This is a genomic window from Falsiroseomonas bella (assembly GCF_003173615.1).
Taxonomy (GTDB): domain Bacteria; phylum Pseudomonadota; class Alphaproteobacteria; order Acetobacterales; family Acetobacteraceae; genus Falsiroseomonas; species Falsiroseomonas bella.
In genome coordinates this window covers 493,164-511,231 of record NZ_QGNA01000002.1, presented here as the reverse complement: position 1 = coordinate 511,231, position 18,068 = coordinate 493,164, and the positions used below count along the sequence as shown (strand labels likewise).

At 71.4% G+C, this 18,068-nt stretch carries 17 protein-coding genes; 5 read left to right on the top strand and 12 right to left on the bottom strand.

Annotation, left to right across the window (positions count from 1 at the left end; all coding sequences use genetic code 11):
* Nucleotides 1–6: 6 nt before the first annotated feature.
* The 3 genes from DFH01_RS10750 to DFH01_RS10740 form a co-directional block, all read right to left on the bottom strand.
* A complete protein-coding gene (locus tag DFH01_RS10750) occupies nucleotides 7–1,134 on the bottom strand; it encodes an ATP-NAD kinase family protein (protein WP_199231192.1) in 1,128 nt (375 codons plus the stop codon).
* 99 nt (nucleotides 1,135–1,233) lie between these two features.
* The gene (locus DFH01_RS10745; RefSeq protein WP_109870428.1) at nucleotides 1,234–2,955 is read right to left on the bottom strand and encodes a 2Fe-2S iron-sulfur cluster-binding protein; all 1,722 of its coding nucleotides are present in this window, start codon (nucleotides 2,953–2,955) and stop codon (nucleotides 1,234–1,236) included.
* A 27-nt stretch (nucleotides 2,956–2,982) separates the two neighbouring features.
* Nucleotides 2,983–3,930: a dihydrodipicolinate synthase family protein gene (locus DFH01_RS10740; RefSeq protein ID WP_158287705.1), complete on the bottom strand. Its 948-nt coding sequence runs from the start codon at nucleotides 3,928–3,930 to the stop codon at nucleotides 2,983–2,985.
* A gap of 94 nt (nucleotides 3,931–4,024) precedes the next feature.
* Between DFH01_RS10740 and DFH01_RS10735 the strand changes: the two genes are divergently transcribed.
* The 5 genes from DFH01_RS10735 to DFH01_RS10715 all read left to right on the top strand — a co-directional run bounded on the left by DFH01_RS10735 (nucleotide 4,025) and on the right by DFH01_RS10715 (nucleotide 8,907).
* The gene (locus DFH01_RS10735) at nucleotides 4,025–5,176 is read left to right on the top strand and encodes an NAD(P)/FAD-dependent oxidoreductase (RefSeq protein WP_158287704.1); all 1,152 of its coding nucleotides are present in this window, start codon (nucleotides 4,025–4,027) and stop codon (nucleotides 5,174–5,176) included.
* Between the two features lie 35 nt (nucleotides 5,177–5,211).
* Nucleotides 5,212–5,781 (top strand): TRAP transporter small permease, encoded by a 570-nt coding sequence (locus DFH01_RS10730; RefSeq protein ID WP_109870426.1) that lies wholly within the window; start codon nucleotides 5,212–5,214, stop codon nucleotides 5,779–5,781.
* A gap of 3 nt (nucleotides 5,782–5,784) precedes the next feature.
* Nucleotides 5,785–7,056, top strand: coding sequence for a TRAP transporter large permease (locus DFH01_RS10725; protein ID WP_109870425.1), 1,272 nt, complete (start codon nucleotides 5,785–5,787; stop codon nucleotides 7,054–7,056).
* 29 nt (nucleotides 7,057–7,085) lie between these two features.
* Nucleotides 7,086–8,081, top strand: coding sequence for a TRAP transporter substrate-binding protein (locus DFH01_RS10720; RefSeq protein WP_109870424.1), 996 nt, complete (start codon nucleotides 7,086–7,088; stop codon nucleotides 8,079–8,081).
* 61 nt (nucleotides 8,082–8,142) lie between these two features.
* Complete coding sequence (locus tag DFH01_RS10715) at nucleotides 8,143–8,907, top strand: SDR family NAD(P)-dependent oxidoreductase (RefSeq protein WP_158287703.1); 765 nt, start codon at nucleotides 8,143–8,145, stop codon at nucleotides 8,905–8,907.
* 49 nt (nucleotides 8,908–8,956) lie between these two features.
* Here the strand turns inward: DFH01_RS10715 and DFH01_RS10710 are convergent, their stop codons facing one another.
* The 9 genes from DFH01_RS10710 to DFH01_RS10670 form a co-directional block, all read right to left on the bottom strand.
* On the bottom strand, nucleotides 8,957–9,697 hold the full coding sequence (locus DFH01_RS10710; protein WP_109870422.1) for a M48 family metalloprotease: 741 nt from the start codon (nucleotides 9,695–9,697) through the stop codon (nucleotides 8,957–8,959).
* A 38-nt stretch (nucleotides 9,698–9,735) separates the two neighbouring features.
* Nucleotides 9,736–11,316: an IS66 family transposase gene (gene tnpC / locus DFH01_RS10705; protein WP_408609185.1), complete on the bottom strand. Its 1,581-nt coding sequence runs from the start codon at nucleotides 11,314–11,316 to the stop codon at nucleotides 9,736–9,738.
* A gap of 46 nt (nucleotides 11,317–11,362) precedes the next feature.
* A complete protein-coding gene (gene tnpB, locus DFH01_RS10700; RefSeq protein ID WP_109870421.1) occupies nucleotides 11,363–11,710 on the bottom strand; it encodes an IS66 family insertion sequence element accessory protein TnpB in 348 nt (115 codons plus the stop codon).
* Nucleotides 11,707–12,135, bottom strand: coding sequence for an IS66-like element accessory protein TnpA (gene tnpA / locus DFH01_RS10695; RefSeq protein WP_158287702.1), 429 nt, complete (start codon nucleotides 12,133–12,135; stop codon nucleotides 11,707–11,709). Before tnpA ends, tnpB begins: the two co-directional genes overlap by 4 nt.
* Before the next feature lie 250 nt (nucleotides 12,136–12,385).
* On the bottom strand, nucleotides 12,386–13,423 hold the full coding sequence (locus tag DFH01_RS10690; protein WP_109870817.1) for an ABC transporter ATP-binding protein: 1,038 nt from the start codon (nucleotides 13,421–13,423) through the stop codon (nucleotides 12,386–12,388).
* A 4-nt stretch (nucleotides 13,424–13,427) separates the two neighbouring features.
* Nucleotides 13,428–14,438, bottom strand: a complete 1,011-nt coding sequence (locus DFH01_RS10685; RefSeq protein WP_109870419.1) for an ABC transporter ATP-binding protein — start codon at nucleotides 14,436–14,438, stop codon at nucleotides 13,428–13,430.
* Between the two features lie 2 nt (nucleotides 14,439–14,440).
* Nucleotides 14,441–15,352 (bottom strand): ABC transporter permease, encoded by a 912-nt coding sequence (locus DFH01_RS10680; RefSeq protein ID WP_109870418.1) that lies wholly within the window; start codon nucleotides 15,350–15,352, stop codon nucleotides 14,441–14,443.
* 1 nt (nucleotide 15,353) lies between these two features.
* Complete coding sequence (locus DFH01_RS10675; RefSeq protein ID WP_109870417.1) at nucleotides 15,354–16,334, bottom strand: ABC transporter permease; 981 nt, start codon at nucleotides 16,332–16,334, stop codon at nucleotides 15,354–15,356.
* Nucleotides 16,335–16,402: 68 nt separating this feature from the next.
* Nucleotides 16,403–17,989 (bottom strand): ABC transporter substrate-binding protein, encoded by a 1,587-nt coding sequence (locus DFH01_RS10670; protein WP_109870416.1) that lies wholly within the window; start codon nucleotides 17,987–17,989, stop codon nucleotides 16,403–16,405.
* Nucleotides 17,990–18,068: the final 79 nt, after the last annotated feature.

Sequence of the window (18,068 nt, the reverse complement as noted above, 5' to 3'; positions counted from 1 at the left end):
CGCTGTTCAGTCCGGCGCCGCGACGCGCATGACCATGCGCTGCCCCGGCGCGGTGTGCACCTGCATGTAGCCGGCCAGCATCGCGTCCACCTCGGCATCGCCGGTGTCCACATGCAGCACCGGCGGATCGAGCGCGGCGAGCTTGTTCTGGCCCGCCATCACGGTGATGCCATCGCGCCCGACGCGGCGGATGACCTCCGCGCTGATCTGCTGGTTGCCGCGGCCGAACAGGAAGCCCTGCCCGCCCGTCGCGCCGGCGACGATGCCGGCGGGCGCCGCGCCGAGCAGGCGCAGCAGCTGCGCCTCCGTCACATCCGTCGCGATCAACCGGCCGCCGAGCGCAACATCCACGCCGAGCAGCGTGCCTTCTCCGCCCAGCGCGCGCTTCACGCGGCGCAGCGTGGTGCCGCAGCCGAGGATCATCAGCCGGTCCGAAGGCCATTCGCGCGCGATGCGCCGCGCCAGCGCGTCCAGCGCCGCCTCGTCATCGGCGCGCGCGCCGGCCTTGCAGGCCTGCAGGAAGCCGCGCTCATGCGGCACCCGCGCCAGGCCGAAGAGCCGCGCCGCGACCCGCCCCTCGCGCAGCGCCGCCTCGTCGAGGTCCATCACCTCCGCCTCGCGCAGCCGCACCGACGGCGCGCCTTCCAGGAAGCGCGCCGCCAGACGACCCGCGGCGCGCGGCGAGGTGCCGAAGACGGCGGAATGCATCTTCACGCCGGTGGGCACGCCGAGCAGCGGCAGCGCCGTGCCCACGGCGCCCGCCACGTCGCGCGCGGTGCCGTCGCCGCCCGCGAACAGGATCAGGTCCACGCCCTCGGCGCGCAGCCTTTCGGCGGCGGCCCTGGTGTCAGCGGCGCTTCCGGTGGGCGGCGGCAGGTCGCGCAGGATGCGCGCCTCAAGCCTCGCCTCGGCCAGCGCCGCCTCGCCGATCTCGCCAGCGGGCGCGACCAGCTCCGCTGCACCGCCTTCCTCGGCCATCGCGCGCAGGGCCAGGGCGCAGCGCGCGCCGGCCTGCGGCACAGCGCCCAGTTCGCGCGCGCGGCGCTGGATCTCGGCGCCGTCGGTGCCTTTCAGGCCGACGCGCCCGCCCATGCCCGCGATGGGGTTCACGATGATGCCGACCCGCCGCCGCACCGCTCGCCGACCGCCCTCTCCCGACATTCTGTGCGCAGGCCGAACGCCTGACCGCCTTGCGTGCATCTTAGGCCACCGCCGGGGCGAGGCAACCGGCAACTACCGCCCTGCGTCCGCCGCCTGCGCGATGTCTCGAAGCGCCACCGGCCGGGCCGGAGCGCGCGGCGCGAGGAACACATCCTCGGATGGCGTCGCGCCCTGCGCCTCGGCGACCGCCGCGGCCAGCAGCGGCCCGCAATAGCGCCCCTGGCAACGCCCCATGCCGCAGCGCGTCGCGCGCTTCGCCGCACCGGGATCGGGCGCCGCGGCAATCGCGGCCTCCAGCGCGCCGCGCGTCACGCCCTCGCAGCGGCAGACCGGCGTGTCGGGCGCCGCCAGGTCCCAGCCCGGATCGGGCGCGCGGTAGAGCTGCCACAGCGCCGCCTGGAAGCGCCGCGCCCGGTCCAGCTCGCGCCGCGCCCCGTCCAGCGCCGCGCGATCCGGCGCGTGCCCGAGATCCGCCGCCGCCGTCGCGCCGGCAATGTGCCCCTCGGTGGCGGCGACGCGCGCGCCGCCGAGCCCCGCGCCGTCGCCGACGACGAAGATCTCGGACAGGCTGCTGCGCCCATCCGCATCGCGCTGCGTCACCAGCATGCGCCGCGCGGCATCCCAGTGCTGCGCGCAGCCCAGCGCACGCGCCAGCTCGCCCTGGGGCTGGAAGCCGTAGCCGCAGCAGAGCGCGTCGGCCTCGAACACCCGCTCGCTGCCAGCGACCGGGCGGCCCTCCGCGTCGATCCGCGCGAGCGTCACACGGGCGAGCGAGTCCTGGCCCTCCGCCCGTAGCACCACATGCCGGTGCAGCACCGGCACGCGCGCGGCCAGCAGGCGCAGCCGGTCGCGCAGGCCGCGCGCGAGCAGGTCCGGCGCAGTCGCGGCCATAGCCAGCAGCGCCGCGGCATCGCGCGGTGCGGGCGCCGATTCGGCCAGCGCCACCACCTCGATCCCGGCCTCCAGCAATTCGACGACAAGCTGCAGGTTCAGCGGCCCGTTGCCGGCGACGAGCACGCGCCGCCCCGGCGCCACGCGCCAGGACCGCACCAGGGTCTGCCCCGCGCCGGTGGTCATCGCGCCGGGCAGCGTCCAGCCGGGAAAGGGCACTGCCCGCTCATGCGCGCCGGTCGCCAGGATCACGCGGCGCGGCGCCAGGAAGCGCGTGCCGCCATCCGGCATCGTCAGCGCGACGGCGTCCGGCGCCACCGCGCTCCAGACCGTAGCGCCGGCCAAAACCTCGGCCCCGCTCGCGCGCGTTCGCGCGGCAAGCTCCAGCCCCGCGCGCATCTGCGCATCGGGCGGAGCGACATGGCGATGCGCCTTGGCCAGCGGCTTGAAGTATTGCCCGCCGAGGCTGCCGCGCTCATCCACCAGCGTCACCTGCGCGCCCGCCGCGCGCGCGGCGAGCGTGGCGTGCTGGCCGGCCGGCCCGGCGCCGATCACCAGGATCTCGCACTGGGTCGCGGCCCCCGGCGCCGGAGCGGGCGACGGCTCGGCGCAGGGGATGGGATGCGCGACCTGCGTCGTCACGCACATGCCGGCGCGCAGCGTCGTCATGCAGGCGCGCCGGTTCGGCCGGCCATCCACCGTCACCAGGCATTCCTGGCAGACGCCCATGCCGCACCACAGGCCGCGCATGCCGCCCTGCGCCGCGTGACGGAACGCGCGACGGCCCGCCGCGGTCAGCGCGGCCGCAACGGTCTCGCCGTCGTAGCCGGCGATTGCCTCGCCCTCGAAGCTGAAGGCGACGGGCGCGCCCTGCGGCGCGGTTCCCCGCCCCGCGATGCGCATGGCGTTATCCGCGCGCTCTCCGCACGACTACTCGGCGGCGCGCGGCAGGGCGGCCTCGCGCGCCAGCTGGTTCGCGCGCTCGATGATCGGCTTCAGCCGCGCGACGCGGTCACGCCCTTCCTGGCCGAGCGAGGCGAAGGTGGTCAGCGGCGCGCGCACATCGCCCACCGGGTAGCCCATGATCGCGGCCAGCGCCTTGGAGTAGCACTGGTGGCCATAGGTCGGGTGGCCTTCCGCGATGATGTGCTCGATCTCCGTGATGCAGCGCTGGATGCGCTTCGCCTCCGCCACGCGGCCGGCGGCCAGCAGCTCGCAGATGCGCGTGGAGGGCAGCGGCATGTAGTTGCCGAAGGGGTTCACATAGCCCACGGCGCCGAGGGCGTAGCTCTCGACGATGCGCTCGCCGGCGAAGACGTTCATCACGCCGTCCGTCGCCTCGATGATGTCGTAGACGCGCGCGACATCCTGGCTGGCTTCCTTGATGTAGCGGATCTGCTCGAAATCCTTGGTCAGCCGCGCCACCAGCTTCGCCGGCATGTCCACATTGGAGGTGAAGGGGTTGTTGTAGAGCATGATCGGGATCGAGACGGCCTCGCAGATCGCCTTGTAGTAGCCGTGGATCTCGTCATGCGTCGGCGAGTAGTAGTAGGGCGGGATGATCATCAGCCCGTCGGCGCCGAGCTTCTCGGCTTCCCGGCTGTAGCGCACGGCGTGCGGCGTGTGGGCGTTCGCGGTGCCCACCAGCACGTCGGCGCGGCCCTTGCAGTGCGCGACCGTCGCCTCGACCAGCTGCGTCCGCTCCTCGTCGGAAACGGTCAGGAACTCGCCCGTCGTGCCGAGGATGATGAAGCCCGGCGCGCCCTCGTTGATCTGCCAGTCCAGGAAGCGCCGCAGCGCCGGCAGGTCGAGGCCCTTCCCGTCCTCGGTGAAGGGCGTGACGATGACGGAATAGGAGCCGCGGAACTGCTTCGCCATGGCGGCGCGACCTCTGCCTCGGATACGGGGGCGGGAGGTTACAGGGACGCCATGCTCGTGTAAACGCAGCGACCGGAGAGCGGCAGCCGTGCGCATGGCGAACACGACGGATGTGCTGGTGGTCGGCGGCGGCATCGCCGGCTGCGCCACCGCCTGGATGCTGGCGCGGGAGGGCGTGGAGGTCACGATCCTCGAGCGCCGCGCGATCGGCGCCGGGGCCTCGGGGGCCAATGCTGGCAGCCTGCACGCGCAGATCGCGCATGAGCCCTTCCTGACCAAGGGCGAGGCCTGGGCGCGCGCCTATGCGCCGACGCTGCCCCTGCTCGGCGCGTCCCTCGCATTGTGGCAGCGCTGGCCGGAGGAGCTGGCGACCGACCTCGACCTCGCGACGCCCGGCGGCCTGCTCGTGGCGGAGACCGAATCGCAGCTTGCCGACATCGCGCGGAAGGCGGCGATCGAGCGCGCGGCCGGCGTCGCGGTGGAGCTGCTGGACGCCGCCGGCATCCGTCGCGTCGCGCCGTACGTCTCGCCGCGCGTCATCGGCGGCCTGTTCTGCCCGGCCGAGGGCAAGGCGAATCCGCTGGCGACAACCCCTGCACTTGCCCGTGCTGCAACCGCCGCCGGAGCGCGACTTCTGGCCCCTGTCGCGCTGCGCGCGCTGACGCGGGAAGCGCGCGGCTTCCGGGCGGAGACCGATGCCGGCGTCATCAGCGCCGCACGCGTCGTGAACGCGGCGGGCGCCGAGGCGGCGCGTGTCTCCGCCCTGCTCGGCCTCGACCTGCCGATCGAGGCGCATCCGATCCAGGTCAACGTCACAGAGCCCGCCGCGCCGCTGATCCGCCACCTGGTCTATCATGCGGTGGAGCGGCTGAGCCTGAAGCAGGCGCGCAACGGCGGCGTGCTGATCGGCGGCGGCTGGCCGTCCTGCCTGCGGGCCGACGGGCGACTGGCGGCCGATCCGCGCAGCATGGCGGAAAACATCGCCGTCGCCATCGCCGCCGTGCCGGCCATCGCCGATCTCCGCCTGCTCCGCACCTGGCCCGCCATCGTCAACGGCACCGACGACTGGCGGCCGATCCTCGGCGAGGCGCCTGGCATCCCCGGCTTCTTCCACGCCATCTTCCCCTGGATGGGGTTTTCCGGCGCGCCCATCACGGCGCGGATCACCGCGGACCTGCTGCTCGGCCGCGACCCGGGCTTCGACCTCGCGCCCTTCCGCGCCGACCGCTTCGCCGCGTTCGCCTGACGAACATCCACCCCCATTGCGAACCCGCGTGCGGGATGCCTAGTCTGCCGCCGGGGCGCATCGGGGGGGACGGGTTGCGCGCGCTGCTCTGGCTGGTGGACCGACTGAACCTTGTGCTGACCTATGTCATCGGCCTGCTGCTGGCGGTGATGACGCTGGCTGTCTTCACGCAGGTGATGGTGCGCTTCGTCCTCACCACCGCGGGCATCAACCTTTCCGCCGCCTGGACCGAGGAAGTGGCGCGGTACGTGCTGATCTGGATCGTCTTCCTCGGCGCCGGTATCGGCTGCCGGAAGCGCCAGCTGATCTCCCTGGAATTCATCGTGCGCGCGCTGCCGTCGCTGCCGGGTCAGGGGCTCGTGCATCTCGGCCTGCTGGTCTGCCTTGGCTTCTTCGGGCTGCTGATCTCGGTCGGGCTCGCCTTCATGGAACTGGGCGCGGTCGAGGCCAGCCCCGTGATGCAGATCCCGAAAGCCTGGGTCTATGCGGCGATGCCGGCCGGGGCAGCGCTGATGATCCTCAACACCGCCGCGCTGATGGCGGAGTCGCTGCTCGACCGGCGCGACATCCGCGCCATCGGCGCCACGACCGAAGGCGTGGAGTAGGCGATGGGCGGCGCGCTTCTCCTGCTGGCGGCGCTGTTCCTCGGCGGCCTGCCGATCGCCCTCGCCCTCGGCATCGCGCCGCTGCCGACCATGATCGGCCTCGGCATCCCGCTCATCGCCATCCCGCAGGTGGTGTTCGAGAGCCTCGACAGCTTCGCGCTCATGGCCCTTCCGCTCTACGTGCTGGCGGGACGGCTGATGCAGGTGGGCGGCATCGCAAAGCGGCTGGTCGGCTTCGCCATCGCGGTGGTCGGGGTCCTGCCGGGCGGCCTGGCCGCGGCGGTGGTGCTGACCTCGATGCTCTTCGCCACGATCAGCGGCAGTTCCGCCGCGACGGCCGCCGCGATCGGCGGCGTGCTGATCCCGGAGATGGAGCGGCAGTGCTACCCGAGGCCCTATTCGGCCGCCGTCGTCGCCTCCTCGGGCGAGCTCGGCGTCATCATCCCGCCCTCGGTGCCGATGGTGATCTATGCGGTGCTGACCGGCGTCTCCATCACCGACCTCTTCATCGCCGGCGCGCTGCCGGGTCTGATGATCGGCCTGTCGCTGATGCTGACCGCGAGCCTGATGGCCATGGTCGCCGGCCATGGCGAGCGGATGCGCGTGAGCCTGCCGGAATATGCCGCCAACCTGTTCTCGGCCTTCCGCCGCGCCTTCCTGTCCCTGCTGATGCCGGTGATCATCCTCGGCGGCATCTATGGCGGCCTGTTCACGCCGACCGAGGCGGCGGTCGTCGCCGTGGCTTATGCGCTGGTGCTCGGCCTCTTCGTCTATCGCGAGATCCGCATCACGGAGGTGCCGAGGATCTTCGCCGACGCCGCGCTGACCGCTTCCGTCGTCATGATCATCGTCGGCTTCGCGGCGATGTTCGGCTACGCGTTGCAACTGCTGCAGGCGCCGCAGAAGATCGCCGCGATGCTCTCCGGGGTGTCCTCCGACCCGCTGGTCTTCCTGCTGCTGGTCAACCTGTTCCTGCTGGTGGTCGGCATGTTCATGGAAACCTTCGCCGCCATCATCATCCTCGCTCCGATCCTGGCGCCCGTTGCCATGGCCTTCGGCATCGACCCCGTGCATTTCGGGCTGATCGTCATCGTCAACCTCGCCGTCGGCATGGTCACGCCGCCGGTCGGCGTGAACCTCTTCGTCGCCTGCGGCATCGCCCGGATCAGCATGGAGCAGCTGATGCGCCCGCTGCTGGTCTTCCTGGCCGTGCTGCTGCTGAACCTCATGATCATCACCTACGTGCCCGCGCTGAGCCTCGCGCTGGTGCGCTAGACCAACCAACGGGAGAGGAGACCACCCCAATGACCAGCATCACCCGCCGCGGCCTCGGCCTCGTCGCCGCCGGCGCGGCACTCGGCCTGCCCGGCATCGCCCGCGCGCAGGGCATCACCATGAATCTCGGCCATGTGCTGAGCGCCACCAGCGCCTACCAGGTGATCTTCGAGCGCTTCAAGGAACTGGCCGCGCAGCGCACCAACGGGCGCGTCACGGTCAACATCCAGGGCGGCGGCGCCGCCGGGAACGAAGGCCGTCTGATTCAGTCGCTCCGCACCGGCGTGATCGACGGCGCCTTCGTCGGCGGATCCTCGCTGGAGACGGTGGTGCGCGACTACCGCGTGCTGTCCCTGCCCTACATCTTCGACGACCATCCCCAGGCCAACCGCGTGCTGCAGGGCCCGATCGGCGAGGAACTGCTGAAGGAGCTCGAGCCGCTCGGCATGATGGGCCTCGGCTTCGGCGCGATCTTCGAGCGCAACATCGCCGGCCGCCGCGCCATCCGCACGCCCGCCGACCTGCAGGGCCTCAAGATCCGCGTGCTGCAGACGCCGGGCTTCGTCGAGGCCTATCGCGTCCTCGGCACCCAGCCGACGCCGATGGCCTATGGCGAGGTCTTCCTCGCGCTGCAGAACGGCGTGGTGGACGCGCTGGAGATCAGCAACGACGCGGTCGTCGCCGACCGCTTCGTGGAAGTCATCCAGCACTACGCGCTGACCAAGGTGCACCAGTCCACCACGGTCTTTGCGGTGAGCGGTGCCCGCTTCCGCGCGCTGCCCGCCGATGTGCAGGCCACGCTGCGGACGGCGGCGAAGGAGGCGATCCAGCACGGCCTGGCCGCCCATGACCGCCTGAACGTGGAAGGCCTCGCGGCGGTGCGTGCGCGCGGCGTCGCGGTGACCGAGCCCGACCTCGAGCCGTTCAAGGTCATCGCGCGGCGCAGCTACGACACCATCCTGGCCGAGGCGCCAAACGGCCGCGCCTGGGTCGAGCGGATCAACGCGGCCAAGGCCCGCGCCTGAGGCCATGAACGGGCACGGGCCGGTCCGCCGGCCCGTGTCGGCATCCGAAGGGAGGATCGCCGTGGAACTGGCGGGCAGGACGGTCCTGGTGACCGGCGCCTCCAAGGGCATCGGCGCGGAGATCGTGCGCGCCGTCGGCGCCGCCGGCGCCACCGTCATCGCGCATTGCCGAAGCGATCGCGCGGGCGCCGAAGCCGCGCTTTCGGCCGTGCCGCCGGAACGCCGGTACATCCTGCAGGCCGACCAGGCGGATCCCCGCGCGATGGATGCGCTGTGGCGCGATGCGCTCGCCCTGGCGCCGCGTATCGACGTGGTGGTGCTCAACGCCGCGGTCTTCCTCAACACCGGCGGCATCGAGGACGATCTCGATGCCTGGGAGACCGCCTGGGAGACGCAGTGGCGCGTGAATGTCGCCGCGCCGACGCGGCTGATGAAGCATGCCGTCAACCATTTCGTCGGGGCGGGGGGCGGCGTGCTGGTCACCATGTCATCCTGGACGGCGCAGCGCGGCGCCGGCAGCCCGAAGACCGTCGCCTATGCGGCGAGCAAGGCTGCCGTGCGTGCCGCGGCGCAGACGGTCGCGCGGCACTACGCCAAGGCCGGCGTGCTCTCCTACATCGTGGCGCCGGGCGTGGTGCGCACGCAGATGAGCGTGGATGCAGCCGCGGTCGCCGGCGGCGAGGCGCAGGTGACCGCCGGTCTCGCCATGGGCGAATGGGTGCCGCCGGAGGAGCTTGGCGAGCTCGTCGCCTTCCTCGCCACCGGCCGCGTCAGGCACCTGACCGGCGCGACCATCGACGTGAACGGGGCGTCCTACCTTCGGTGAGGCCGGCGCGACGGAGCCATTGCCGCCAACGCCCCGATGACGCTGCGGCTCACGCCCGGCGCGGCCCCGCCTCCGGGTCCCGCCCGATCTCCGCCGCGACGCGCCGCCACTGCGCCAGCCTTTCGGGACCGGCCGGGTGGGTGTCCGTGATGGAGGTGACCTGGTCGCCCGAAAGCCGGGTGAGCGTCGCCCAGATCGCCGCCGCCCGGTCGAGGTCGTAGCCCGCACGGGCGGTGATCCAGGCCCCCAGGTAGTCGGCCTCCCGCTCCTGCGCCTTCGAGAAGGTCAACGAGGCCACATGCGCCCCCGTCTCGGCGCCGAGCTGCGCCAGGCCGGGATCGAAGCCGATCACCGTCGCCACCGCATTGCCCAGCACGGCGCCGATGCGCGCGCCGGCTTCGACGCGCCAGGTGCCCTCCGGGATGTGGCCGGCGATGTGGTGCGCCATCTCATGCGCCATGATCGCCGCCAGCTCGTCCTCGTTGCGGATCACGCGCATCAGGCCGGTGGTGAAGGTGATACGGTCCTCGCCCGAGGCATAGGCGTTCGCCACCCGCGACGGGGCGAGGTCCACGGTGAAGCGGCAGGCGCGGCCGAGCTCCGCCTCGCAGAAGGGCTGCGCGGCCGCCGCGCTGCGCTCCGCCACGCGGCGCAGCATCGCCATGTCCTGCTGCGGATGCCGCGGTGGATGGGCGGGCGGGGGCGTGGCGGCGATGTCGCGGGCCGCCTCCGCGATGGCGGCGCGGTCGGGGCGCGGCGGCGCGAGCGCATCGCCGCAGCCGGCCAGCATCGTAAGCGTTGCTCTGCGGCCCTTGGCGGCGAGGTGGCTCAGGCCTGGCCTGTCTTCGCCCAGCACCACGGCATGAGTTCGTCGATGCGGTTCTGCGGCCAGCCGTTGACGAGGCGGGTGAGCAGGTTGGTGAGGTATCGCTGCGGATCGACGCCGTTGAGCTTGCAGGTTTCGATCAGCGAGGCGATGGCGGCCCAGGCCTCGGCGCCCTCGTCGCAGCCGGCGAACAGCGCGTTCTTACGGCCGAGCGCCACAGGCCTGGCGGCGCGCTCGACGCTGTTGGTGTCGAGCTCGATCCGGCCGTCGTCGAGAAACCGCAGCAGGCCGTCGCGGTGGTTCAGCGCGTAGCGGATCGCATCCGCCATCGTGCTGCGGGCCGGCAGCTTCGCCAGCGTCGCCTCGAACCAGGCGAACAACGCCTGGACGAGCGGGCGACTGCGGTCCTGGCGCACGGCCAGCCGCCGCTCGGGCGGGATGCCGCGGATCTCAGCCTCGATGGCGTAGAGCGCGCTGATGCGGCGCAGCGCCTCCTCGGCAACCGGCGCCTTGGCCTTCAGCGCCAGGTCGTAGAACTGTCGCCGCGCGTGGCTCCAGCAGAACGCCACGACCGCCGGGCCCGGCCCCGTGGCCGGCGCGGCGAGCGTCTTGTAGCCGGCATACCCGTCGCACTGCAGGATGCCGCGGTAGCCGCCCAGCAGCGCCCTGGCGTGCTCGCGCCCGCGGCCCGGGGCGTAGGTGTAGACGATCGCCGGCGGGTCGGCGCCGCCCCAGGACCGGTCGTCGCGCGCGATCGTCCAGAACCAGCCGGTCTTGGTCTTGCCGCGGCCTGGATCGAGCACCGGCACCGAGGTCTCGTCGGCGAACAGCCGCGCCGAGGCCAGCAGGATCGCCTTCATCCGACGCACCACGGGGATGGCCTCGGCCGCACCCGTCCCGACCCAGGCGGCGAGCGTCGCGCGGTCCACGAGGATGCCCTGCCTGGCGAGGATCCCGGCCTGCCGATAGAGCGGCAGATGGTCAGCGTAGCGCGAGACCATCACATGCGCGACCGTCGCCTCGGTCGGCAGTCCGCCCTCGACCAGGCGTGCAGGTGCAGGTCGCTGCACCACCACGCCGGCGCAGGACCGGCAGGCGAGCTTCGGCCGCTTCGTCACGACCACCCGGAACTGCGCGGGGATCACGTCCAGCCGCTCCGAGGTGTCGGCGCCGATCTCCACCATCGCCGCCGCACAGCACGGGCAGGCAGTGCTCTCCGGCGCCAGCACCACCTCGATGCGCGGCAGATGGGCGGGCAGCGCGCCGCGGCTGGCACGGCGCTTCGCAGTGCGTTCCTTCCGCAGATCCGGATCGCGCTTCTCTGCCTCCGCATCGGCCTTGGCGATTGCCGTCTCGAGGTCGGCCAGGCCGAGTTCCAGCTGCTCCTCCGGCAGCCGCTCTGACCTCCGGCCAAACTGGTGGCGCTGCAGCTTCAGCAGGATGTGCCGGAGCCGGTCGTTCTGCGCCTCCAGCGCATCACGCGCGGCGCAGGCGTTGTCGCGCTCAGCCAGCACCTCGATCAGCAGCGCGCGGAGGATCGCCGGATCGTCGGGGAGTGCGGCGATGTCGAGCGCGTCAGGCACGGCGGAATCGTCGCCGACAATGCCGCGTCGCACCAAGCGGAAAGCGCTATCCCGCGACCTCGGGCCGCGCCGTCCAGGCCGGCATCCGCCAGTCGATCCCTTCCAGCAGCATCGACAGCTGCGCCGGCGTCAGCGACACCACGCCACCCTGCGCAGCGGGCCAGACGAACTTCCCGCGCTCAAGGCGCTTGGCGTAGAGGCACAGGCCCTGGCCGTCCCAGAACAGCAGCTTCACCAGGTGACCGCGCCTGCCACGGAACGCAAAGACGTGGCCGCTGAACGGGTCCCGCCCCAGCACCTCCTGCACCAGCCGCGCCAGCCCGTCGAAGCCCTGGCGCATGTCGGTCGGGCCGGCAGCCAGCCAGACCCGCACGCCCGGCGGCGGGCCGATCACGCCTCCAGCGCCGCCGCGAGACGCGCGACCGCCTCGGCATCCGTCGTGGCCGCAACCCGCAGCATCCGCCCGTTGCGCAGCACCACCTCGATCGAGCCCGGCGCGATGCCAGGAACGGGCGCGGGCTTGGGTTGCAGCGGCGGCGCATCGGGCGCCACGACGCGCACCGGCAGCAGTTGCGGCCTCGCCTTCCGCCGGGTCGGTACCTCGCCCCGTGCGGCACGCCGCCAGCGATGCAGCAGGCTCGTGCAGATGCCGTGCCGCCGCGACACCGCCGTCACCGTCTCGCCGGGCCGCAGCGTCTCCGCCACCAGCCGGACCTTCTCCTCCGCGCTGAAGCGCCGCCGGCCCTCGCCGCGGGTGATGATCTCGACCCGCTCCGACGCCACGGTGCCAGCACCGATGCTGGCACCAGTGCCAGCCACTCCTCTCGCCATCGCTCCACCTCCGCGATGGCCTTCCTCTCAACCCTCAGCAGGCCGTCGCAAGAAGGGCCTCGGGGCAACGCTTACCCAGCATCGCGCCGGCAAGGACCAGGGACGCCAGAGCCGAACGGCGCAGGGCCAAACGAACAATCCTCCATGCGGCGCGGCCCCATGCCGCTCCGCGTGGAGGGAATGTAACAGGTTGCGAGATCGCGATGGGTCTCGGTATGCAACGGCCTGTTGCGGCCGCTCAGCCCGCCGCCATCGCCGCCGGCTCCAACTGCGGGCCGCCGTCCCGGCCTTCCTCCACCGCATGGCAGGCGACCTGCGTCTCCGCCGTGCCGCGCGCCGGCATCAGCTCCGGCCGTTCCGCCTTGCAACGGTCATTGGCCAGGGGGCAGCGCGGATGGAAGGGGCAGCCGGAAGGTGGGCTGATCGGACTCGGGACCTCGCCGCCGACCGGGATGCGCTGGCGCCCCGTCATGTCGAGGTCCGGGATCGCCTCCATCAGCGCGCGCGTGTAAGGGTGCCGCGGCGTGGTGAAGAGCGTCTCCGCCGGCGCGTTCTCCACGAGGCGCCCGAGATACATCACGCCCACCCGATCGCTGACCTGCCGCACCACCGCCAGGTTGTGGCTGATGAAGAGGTAGGTAAGCCCGAGTTCCCGCTGCAAATCCTTCATCAGGTTCAGGATCTGCGCCTGCACGGAGACGTCGAGCGCGCTGGTCGGCTCGTCGCAGACCAGGAATTCCGGGTTGGAGGACAGCGCGCGCGCGATGGAGATGCGCTGCCGCTGGCCGCCCGAGAATTCATGCGGGTATTTCTGGCCGTCGAGCGGCGAGAGGCCGACCTGGGTCAGCAGCTGTCCCACCCGCGCTTCGATCTGGCCGCGGTCGGACAGGAGGCCGAAGGCACGGATGGGCTCGGAGATGATCTCCCGCACGCGCCAGCGCGGATTGAGCGAGGCGTAGGGGTCCTGGAAGATCATCTGCATCCGGCGCCGCTGCGCGGCGTTGGAGCGGGCCTGTGCCAGGTCCTGCCCGTCGAAGATCACCTCGCCGCGCGTCGGCCCGTAGAGCCCGACGACCAGACGCGCGACGGTGGACTTGCCGCAGCCGGACTCGCCGACCAGCGACAGCGTCTTGCCCTTCGGGATGGCAAAGGAGACGCCGTCCACCGCGCGCAGCATGCGCTTGCCTTCGCCGGCCAGCACGCGCTGGATCAGCGGGCGGGAGACGTCGAAGAAGCGCGCGAGGTCGCGCGTCTCCAGCATCGCCGGTGCGGTCATGGCGTCAGGCATGCGCGCCGGCCCGCAGCACCTGCTGCTCGCTCTCCGCGTCGTAGAGCCAGCACGACGCCCGCGTCTCTCCGGCCGGAGTCAGCTCCGGGCGCTCCTCGCGGCAGCGCGCGAAGACCTGCGGGCAGCGCGGGTTGTAGGCGCAGCCGCGCGGGATGGCGGAAAGGCGCGGCATTGAACCCTCGATCTGCTGCATCCGCTCCAGCCGGTGGGTGATCGGCGGGATCGAGCCCATCAGGCCGATCGTGTAGGGGTGCGAGGGGTGCTTCACCACCTGCCGCACCGCGCCGATCTCCGCGATGCGCCCGGCATACATCACCGCGACGCGGTCGGCCGTCTCGGCGATCACGCCCATGTCGTGGGTGACGAGCATCATGGAGGTGCCCTTCTCCCGCGCCAGCGTCTTCAGCAGCGCGATGACCTGCGCCTGGATGCTGACATCGAGCGCGGTGGTCGGCTCGTCCGCCACGATCAGCTTCGGCTCGGCGCAGAGCGCGAGCGCGATCACCACGCGCTGGCGCATCCCGCCCGAGAATTCGTGCGGGTAGCTGTCGATGCGCTGCGCGGCGGCGGGGATGCCGACCAGTTCCAGCCACTCGATCGCCTTCTTCCGCGCCTCACCGGGGCCGATGGGCAGGTGGGTGGTCATCGTCTCCACCAGCTGCCGGCCGACGGTGTAGAGCGGGTTCAGCGTGGTCAGCGGGTCCTGGAAGATCGCGCCGATCTCCCGCCCCCGGACGGTGCGCATCTCCTTGTAGGGCAGGTTGTCGATGCGGCGGCCGTTCAGCAGGATCTGCCCGCCGGCGATGCGGCCGGGCGGCTCCAGCAGGCCGATGATGGCCGCGCCGGTCATGGACTTGCCGGCGCCGGATTCGCCGACGACGCCCAGCACCTCGCCCGGCTGGATCTCGAAGGAGACGTCGTCGAGCGCGACCAGCGTGCCGCGCCGCGTGGGGAATTCCACGCGCAGGTTGCGGACCTCGAGGAGCGGTTGGGTGTTGGACATGCTCACCGCAGCTTCGGATTCAGCGCGTCGCGCAGCCAGTCGCCCAGCAGGTTCACGCTCAGCACCAGCACGATCAGCGCGATGCCCGGAAAGATGGTGATCCACCACTCGCCCGAGAACAGGAAGTCGTTGCCGATCCTGATCAGCGTGCCGAGCGAGGGCTGGGTCGGCGGCACGCCGACGCCGAGGAAGGAGAGCGTCGCCTCCGCGAGGATCGCGAAGCCGAGCTGCAGCGTCGCGATCACCAGCACCGGCCCGAGCACGTTGGGCAGCACATGCGTGACCATGATGCGCCCGCGGCCAAGCCCGATCACCCGCGCCGCCTGCACGTACTCCTTGTTGCGCTCCACCATGGTCGAGCCACGCACGGTGCGCGCGAAGCTCGGCCAGTTGGAAAAGCCGATGGCGAAGATCACGACATAGAGGGCGATCTGGTCATGCACGTCGCGCGGCAGGGCGGCGCGGGTGACGCCGTCGATCAGCAGCGCGATCAGGATGGTGGGGAAGGTGAGCTTGATGTCGGCGATGCGCATCAGCACCGCGTCCACGGTGCCACCGAGATAGCCCGCCGCCAGCCCGGCGGAGACGCCGAGCACGACGGACATGACTACCGCCAGGAAGCCAACCAGCAGCGACACGCGCGCGCCGTACATGATGGCGGAGAGCACGTCGCGCCCCTGGTCGTCGGTGCCGAGCAGGTAGTTCGGGTCGCCCTCGGGCGACCAGGCCGGCGGCTTGAAAGCGTCCAGCAATTGCAGGCTGGCCAGGTCGAACGGGTTGTGCGGCGCGATCCAGGGCGCGAGCACCGCGCCGCCGATGCAGATCGCTGCGACGATCGCGGAGATCACCGTGATCGGGTTGCGGGTGAAGCTCCACCAGAGGTCGGAGTCGAAGAAGCGGGCTACGGCGTTCATCTCAGTGCCCCTTCGCGCCGCCGACGCGCAGCCTGGGGTCCACGGCGAAATACAGCAGGTCCACGATAAGGTTGATCGTCACGAACAGCGCCGCGATCAGGATCAGGTAGGCCGCCATGACCGGGATGTCGGCGGCGCCCACGCTCTGGATGAACAGCAGGCCCATGCCGGGCCACTGGAACACCGTCTCCGTGACGATGGCGAAGGCGATGATCGCGCCAAGCTGCAGCCCGGTGATGGTGATCACCGGCACCAGCGTGTTCTTCAGCGCATGGCCGAAGTTGACGGCGCGGTTGGTCAGGCCGCGCGCGCGGGCGAACTTGATGTAGTCGGTGCGCAGCACCTCCAGCATCTCCGCCCGCACCAGGCGCATGATCAGCGTCATCTGGAACAGGCCGAGCGTGATGGAGGGCAGGATCAGCGCCTTCAGGCCCGAGGCCGTCAGGAAGCCGGTGCTCCACCAGCCGAGCTGCACCGTGTCGCCACGCCCGAAGGAGGGCAGCCAGCCGAGCCAGACCGAGAAGCAGAGGATCAGCAGGATGCCGATCAGGAAGGTCGGCAGCGACACGCCGATCAGCGAGAAGGTCAGGAAGAAGCGGCTCAGCCAGGAATTGCGGTAGAGCCCGGTGTAGATGCCCATCGGCACGCCGACCAGCAGGGCGAGGAAGGCCGCGGTCAGGGCAAGCTCCAGGGTCGCCGGCGCGCGCTCCGCGATCAGCTCGATCACCGGGCGGGACAAGCGGTAGGACAGGCCGAATTCGCCCTGCACGGCGTTCAGCAGGAAGGTGCCGAACTGCACGAAGAAGGGCTGATCGAGACCAAGGTCCCGGATCAGCGCGTCGCGCTGCGCCTGCGTGTAGTCCTGGCCGAGCATGATCGCGACCGGATCGCCGACATAGGCGAACATCGCAAAGGAGATCAGCGCGACCGCGAGCATCACGGGCAGGGCCTGCAGCACGCGGGAGATGATGAAAGCGGGCATCAGGGTTCCATCCGCGCCGGCAGCCAGTGTTGGTGTGGCGGCTGGCTGCCGGCGCGGTCAAAGACGGTTCAGTTCACGACCATCCAGCGGAAATAGGGCTGGTTGTTCGCCGCATGCGGGATGGTGATGTTGTTGCGCATCGCCCAGGGGATCATCTGGTGGTGCAGCGGGATGTGCGGCACGTCTTCGCGGTAGATGCGCAGCGCCTCGCGGATCGCTTCCATGCGCGCCTCGCCGGACTGCGTCTTCATCCGCTCGACCAGCGCGTCCATGCGCGGGTTGGAATAGCGCCCGTAGTTCCAGATGCCGTCGCCCTGCGCGCCGTTGCGGGTCGCCAGCAGCGACTGGAACGAATAGAGCGCGTCGAGCGTCGGCACGCCCCAGCCCAGCAGGTAGATCGAGGTGTCGTCGCGCTGGATCTGCGCGAAGAACGGCCCGAGCGGCTGCGCCTTGACCGAGGTGCGCACGCCCACGCGCGTCCACATCGCGGCGATCGCCTGGCAGATCTGCTCGTCGTTGATGTAGCGGTTGTTCGGGCAGTCGAGCGTCACGCCGAAGCCGTTCGGGAAGCCGGCCTCGGCCAGCAGCGCGCGGGCGCGCGCCGGATCGTAGGGCAGGCGCACATCCTCGGCCTCGGTGTAGCCATTGACCTGCGGCGGGAAGAAGGTGCCGGTCACGATGCTCTGCCCGCGCATCGTCGTGCGGTGGATCGCCTGGATGTCGATCGCGTGGTACAGCGCCTGGCGAACCCGCAGGTCCTTCAGCGGGTTGCGGCCGCGCACGTCGCTGTAGAGCAGCTCGTCGCGGTTCACGTCCATCGCGAGAAAGATCGTGCGGACCTCCGGCCCCTCCAGCACGCGGATGTTGCCGGCGTTGCGCAGCCGCGTCAGGTCCTGCAGCGGCGGGTCGAGCACGAAGTCCACCTCGCCCGAGAGCAGCGCCGCGATGCGCGTCGCATCCGAGCCGATCGGGCGGTAGACGATCTCCGTGACATTGCCCGGCGTCTGGCCCGGCTCGTTCCAGCCGAACCAGGCGTCGTTGCGCCGCAGCACGGTGCGCACGTCCGGCTCGCGCGAGGCAAGGCGGAAGGCGCCGGTGCCGTTGGTGGCGCGGACCGTGTGCATCTCTTCGCGCTGGCGGGTGTTCTGCGGGCGCGTCGCGTTGTGCCGCTCCGACCAGGACTTCGACATGATGTACACGGAGGCGAACTTGTTCGGCAGGATCGGGTCCGGCCGCTTGGTGATCACGTCCACCGTGAAGTCGTCCACCTTCTCGGCGCGGTCCACCGAATCCACGAAGATCCCGTAGTTCGAGGTCGGCTGCAGCGCGCGCGTGATGGAGAACACCACGTCGTCGGCCGTGAAGTCCTCGCCCTCGTGGAACTTCACGCCCTGGCGCAGCACGAAGCGCCAGCGGTTGGGCTCCACCTGCGTCCAGGACAGCGCGAGGCCCGGACGCAGCGTCAGGTCCGCGTTGCGGTGGATCAGCGGGTCGTAGATCTGCTGCAGCACCATGGTCACGGTGCCGAGGTTCTGGCTGTGCGGGTCCATGGTGTTCGGATCGCCCGAAGCCGACCAGCGCACCGTTCGCGCATCGGCCGCCCCGATACCCAGGGCCAGAAGGGCGGCCGCGGCCGCCAGTCCCAATCGTCGCATCCCGTCGGATCTCCCCCGGTCGCCGCGCGGGTCGTCCCGCCCGCATCGGACCGAAGCGGGGTCCATATCCCGCCGCGCC

Bases quoted from the DNA above. Each gene is read 5' to 3' on its own strand.
- DFH01_RS10720 (WP_109870424.1), top strand. From the start codon at position 7,086: ATGACCAGCATCACCCGCCGCGGCCTCGGCCTCGTCGCCGCCGGCGCG.
- DFH01_RS10730 (WP_109870426.1), top strand. From the start codon at position 5,212: ATGCCTAGTCTGCCGCCGGGGCGCATCGGGGGGGACGGGTTGCGCGCG.
- DFH01_RS10680 (WP_109870418.1), bottom strand. From the start codon at position 15,352: ATGAACGCCGTAGCCCGCTTCTTCGACTCCGACCTCTGGTGGAGCTTC.
- DFH01_RS10725 (WP_109870425.1), top strand. From the start codon at position 5,785: ATGGGCGGCGCGCTTCTCCTGCTGGCGGCGCTGTTCCTCGGCGGCCTG.
- DFH01_RS10690 (WP_109870817.1), bottom strand. From the start codon at position 13,423: ATGACCGCACCGGCGATGCTGGAGACGCGCGACCTCGCGCGCTTCTTC.
- DFH01_RS10740 (WP_158287705.1), bottom strand. From the start codon at position 3,930: ATGGCGAAGCAGTTCCGCGGCTCCTATTCCGTCATCGTCACGCCCTTC.
- DFH01_RS10710 (WP_109870422.1), bottom strand. From the start codon at position 9,697: ATGCTGGCCGGCTGCGGCGATGCGCTCGCGCCGCCGCGCCCCGACCGC.
- DFH01_RS10685 (WP_109870419.1), bottom strand. From the start codon at position 14,438: ATGTCCAACACCCAACCGCTCCTCGAGGTCCGCAACCTGCGCGTGGAA.
- DFH01_RS10745 (WP_109870428.1), bottom strand. From the start codon at position 2,955: ATGCGCATCGCGGGGCGGGGAACCGCGCCGCAGGGCGCGCCCGTCGCC.
- DFH01_RS10735 (WP_158287704.1), top strand. From the start codon at position 4,025: ATGGCGAACACGACGGATGTGCTGGTGGTCGGCGGCGGCATCGCCGGC.
- DFH01_RS10670 (WP_109870416.1), bottom strand. From the start codon at position 17,989: ATGCGACGATTGGGACTGGCGGCCGCGGCCGCCCTTCTGGCCCTGGGT.
- DFH01_RS10675 (WP_109870417.1), bottom strand. From the start codon at position 16,334: ATGCCCGCTTTCATCATCTCCCGCGTGCTGCAGGCCCTGCCCGTGATG.